Origin of the sequence: Belnapia arida, from assembly GCF_016773205.1 — a bacterium.
GTDB classification, from domain to species: Bacteria; Pseudomonadota; Alphaproteobacteria; order Acetobacterales; family Acetobacteraceae; genus Belnapia; species Belnapia arida.
Genome location: NZ_JAETWB010000105.1, coordinates 1 through 4,319 on the forward strand (window position 1 = coordinate 1; position 4,319 = coordinate 4,319).

Annotated in this window: 3 protein-coding genes and 1 pseudogene; all 4 read left to right on the forward strand. The window is 67.5% G+C overall.

What is annotated here, in order from left to right; translation table 11 throughout:
- A pseudogene (locus JMJ56_RS32600) lies at nucleotides 1-258 on the forward strand (glucose-1-phosphate thymidylyltransferase RfbA); the annotation flags it as partial.
- Between the two features lie 171 nt (nucleotides 259-429).
- Nucleotides 430-1,800: a glycosyltransferase gene (locus tag JMJ56_RS32605; protein WP_202836033.1), complete on the forward strand. Its 1,371-nt coding sequence runs from the start codon at nucleotides 430-432 to the stop codon at nucleotides 1,798-1,800.
- Nucleotides 1,797-2,909 (forward strand): hypothetical protein, encoded by a 1,113-nt coding sequence (locus tag JMJ56_RS32610; protein WP_202836034.1) that lies wholly within the window; start codon nucleotides 1,797-1,799, stop codon nucleotides 2,907-2,909. The genes JMJ56_RS32605 and JMJ56_RS32610 overlap by 4 nt, the downstream gene beginning before the upstream one ends.
- Before the next feature lie 294 nt (nucleotides 2,910-3,203).
- Nucleotides 3,204-4,295 carry a glycosyltransferase family 2 protein gene (locus JMJ56_RS32615; protein ID WP_202836035.1) on the forward strand — a complete coding sequence of 364 codons (1,092 nt, stop codon included), beginning with the start codon at nucleotides 3,204-3,206 and terminating at the stop codon, nucleotides 4,293-4,295.
- Nucleotides 4,296-4,319: the final 24 nt, after the last annotated feature.

Genomic DNA, 4,319 nt, shown 5'->3' on the forward strand with positions numbered 1-4,319 from the left:
GAGGAGGGCACGCTGCGCGTGGCCCGGCTCGGGCGGGGCTACGCCTGGCTCGACACCGGCACGCATGACAGCATGCTGGAGGCTGGCGAGTTCGTCCGCGCGATCGAGAAGCGCACCGGGCAGAAGGTCGCCTCGCCGGAGGAGATTGGCTGGCGCAAGGGGTTCATCGACGATGCGCAGCTGCTGAAGATCGCCAAGCCGCTCAACAAGAGCGGATATGGCAAGTATCTGGAGCAGATGCTTGAGCATGGCCGGTAGGAATACCGAAAGGTTTTCTGGGTAGTTCTGAACTCGATTTTCCGCTTGCTGTGCATCCTCTCGTCCGGACGTGGCAGGCTATCTCGCTTATCAACCTGAGCGGTATTTTCTCTTCCGGCCGTAATGCCGGGGTTGTAGAGTGCCGGCGATCTTGGCTGGTGGGGCCTCATCATGACGGACATCGTTCCCGATCCATTCGGTCCTGCTGATGGCCTTGCAGTCGCCGCCATGCAGCCGCGGCCGGCGAAGCGGGCGGCGCCGCTGCGGGTGCTGTTCATGTCGCACATGCACCCGAAGGCATCCCGGGGCGGCGCCGAGATTGCCGCCTACCAGATGTACCAGATGATGAAGGCGCAGCCGCGGACAGAGGCGTATTTCCTTGCCGCCAGCGGCGGGCGCTTTCAGGAGAGGCTGGGCGCCCGCATCCAGCAGCCCTTCGGGCCGGATGAATTCGTCTACACCGGCGCCGGCTACGACCACTGGATCCAATCCAACCCGGACCCGGAATTTCCCGCAGCGCTGACCGCGCTGCTGCACCAGCTTCGGCCGGACGTGGTGCATCTGCATCATTACGCGAATTTCGGCGTCGAGGCTCTGCTCTACATCCGGCGGGCCCTGCCGGAGTGCAAGATCATCGTGACGCTCCACGAGTTCCTCGCCATCTGCAACCATTTCGGCCAGATGGTGAAGCGGCCAAGCTTCGGCCTCTGCGAGCGGGCGGGGTTGCGCGACTGCGCCAAATGTTTTCCGGAGCGCAGCGAGCAGGACTTCTTCCTGCGCATCCGGTACCTGCAGCGCTTCTTCGGGCTGGCCGACCATTTCATTTCGCCCAGCCAGTTCCTGGCCGACCGCTACATCGAGTGGGGTCTCGATGCGCATCGCTTCTCGGTGATCGAGAACGGCATGCCTGAGCAGAAGCACCATGCCGCGGACGAGCCGATGCCGCCGCATAAGGATGGGCTGATCTTCGCCTTCTTTGGCCAGATCTCCCGCCTGAAGGGCATCGACGTCTTGTTCGATGCGGCGATGCTGCTGGAGAAGGCGGAGGTATCCGGCTTCCGCATCGAGGTGCATGGCGACTACTCGGCCCAGCCGCCCGAATTGCGCGCGGCCTTCGAGCGGCGGCTGGAGAAGATCCCCGAGAACCTCCGCTATTGCGGTGCCTACGAGAACAACCGGGTGCACCAGCTGATGCGCTCCGCCCATGCGGTGATGGCGCCTTCGATCTGGTGGGAGAACTCCCCGCTGGTGATCCAGGAGGCGCTGCTGAACCGGCGGCCGGTCATCACCTCCGATATCGGCGGCATGGCGGAGAAGGTGCGCAACGGGCTGGACGGCTTCCATTTCCAGGCCGGCAGCGCGCATTCGCTGGCGGCCCTGATCAAGCGCCTCGCGGAGGCGCCGGACACGCTTTTGAACCTGCAAACCACCATGGCCGTGCCGCCGTCCCTGCGGGAGACGGTGCGGATGACGATGCGGCTTTACAGGAAACTCCTTCAGGCTTCGGGCAAGCAGCTTGCCGCATTGGAGATGGCGTCATGAGTTATCGCGGTTCCGTTGACAGCCTTTCGGTCGAAGGCAGCGCCGGCTGGATCTTCGACGGCGTGACCGGGGAGCCGGTGGTGGTGCAGGCGATCTACAACGGTCGCATCATCGGCGAGACGCTGGCCGACCGCCATCGTCACGACCTCGCAGCGGCCGGGCTGGGCGATGGGCGCTGCGGCTTTGAGATGAACTTCTCGGAGACGGTCGACCCGATCCTGCTGCCCTTCGTTGCGGTCAAGCCGCGCGGCGGCGACGTCGAATTGCCGCGGACGAATTTCACCAGCTTCGCCGATTACTTCCGTGTGCTCCATGCCCGCTCTCCGGGCGCCGGGCGGCATCGCAGCGTCTTCGGCGGGTTGTGGACGGACCGCACCGATGCGCAGCGCGTGCTGCAGGGGCGCGTTGCCTCCGGCGCCACCCCGGCCGACCTGGCGACGGCGCTGAAGGCCTTGATCCTCGACGGCTCCATGATGCTGAAGAGCGTGCTGGCTCCGGTGGGGTTCAGCCCGAACGAACTTGCCCTGATCAACTTGCTCGACGCCGACTTGCCGATCGACCCGCAGGCGGACACGAATGCGCGCCGGCTGCTCGAGGCGATGCCGGGCCTGGTCTTCCGCGATACTGCGCTGCGTGCGATGCGGGCGGTGCTGGACGACAACCCGCTGGCCTATCGGGTGGTGCTCAGCCGCGGCCCGGTCGGCGCCTTCCGGCAGCCGAGTGCGATGGAGCGGCTGACCTCGCCCGCTGAGACCGTGGCGCTGGTCGCCTGCGCCGGCAGCGAGCCGGTGCTGGTGGACGTGGTGCGTGACAGCCACCAGCTCCCCGAGTTCACGGTGTCCGGCGAGTCCCGCTGGACCAGCGCGGACGCCGCTGCCGGCATCGAACTGGCGGTCGGCCATGCGCTGTCGGTCGAGACGGTGGAGGTCGGGCCCATGGACCTGCTGATGGTCGGCCCCGGCACCCTCTACCGGCTGCGCGCGCCGGAGGGCAGCACGGCGGTGACGACGCTCTGCGCGCCGGCGCGGGTGAGCCCGGTCAATTTCGTTGCCGGTCGGGGTGGCGCGCTTGCTCTGCGTCACTTCTCCGGCGCCATGCTGATGGTCTGAAACCATGACCCCTCCGCAGGACGCCGTCACCGCACCGCCGCCCCCCGGTCCACGGGTTGCGCAGAGCCATGATGGCTATGTCGACTTCTTCGGCTATGCGACGGCCGCCGGTGGCTGGCTGTTCTGCGGGTGGTCGTCCCGCCGCTGGGACGAGGCCGTCGTCGTCGCGCATTTCGAGCGCGGCCGGGTGCAGGCGGAGGGGATGTCCTGCTGGCATGCACGCGCCGACCTTGGCGCAACGGCATCGGGCTTGTCGCCTTCATTCCCTATGACGGACCGAGCCTCGGCGAGTTCATGGGGCTCGAGGTGCGGGCGCCGTCGCAGCGGCTGCGCCTGCCGGCGACTCGGCCGCTGGCGCATCTCCGCGAGACCGACCTGCTGCCGCGGGTGCGGGAGCTGCTGCATGTGGCGGATGGGGCGCAGAGCACGCGCCTGCTCGGCCTGCTCTCGCGGCAGCCCTATACCGGGCACGATACGCTGTCGGCGCTGCCGGCGCCTGTCGAGCTGGATGTGGATGTCGTCATCCGGGCGGGCGAGGCGGGGGCGGTGGTGATCGGCTGGATGGTCGACCCGACCGATGCCGTCGCGGCGATCCGGGCGCGGGCGGGCGGCGCCCGGTCCACCCCGCTGGCGGCAAGCTGGCTGCGGCGGGACCGGGCCGATGTGATCGAGGCGGTGGGCGAGCGGCTGGGCGTGTCCAACCCGCGCTGCGGCTTCACCGCCTTCCTCCCCGGCTTCAAGGCCGATGGCGGACGGCTGCATCTGGAGATCGAGCTGAAGACGGGCGAGATCGGCCACAAGCGGCTGCCGACGCCGGTGCTCACCGGCCATGCCGCCATCAAGCGCGTGCTGGAGGGCATCGTGCTGGCGCCGGACGAGATCGAGGCGGCGTTCGACCAGGTGCTCGGCCCGCCGCTGATCGCCATCAACCGCGCGCGGCTGGCACGGCCGCGGCCGCATGCGATGATCGATTTCGGCACGCCGAACCCGGCGCCGGTCTGCTCGGTCATCATCCCGCTCTATGGGCGGATGAACTTCCTGCACTACCAGATGGCGTTCTTCGACCCGGCGGAGATGGCGAAGCACGAGCTGGTCTATGTGCTGGACGACCCGCCGCGGAAGCGGGAGCTGCTGGACCTGGCGCATTCGGTGTACCGGATCTTCGGCATTCCCTTCCGCGTGCTGACGCTCGAGGAGAACCTGGGTTTTGCGCCTGCGAACAATGTCGGGCTGAGCGAGACGCGGGGGGAGTACATCTGCTTCCTCAATTCGGACGTGATGCCGGAGCGGGCCGGCTGGCTCGATGCCATGGTGCAGGCGCTGCGGGACGACCGGCGCTGTTGCAGAAATCAGTGTGAGGACTTGGTTCGGTCTTTGATGTCCTGATCAGGCGTGGACGACGGTGTCGGG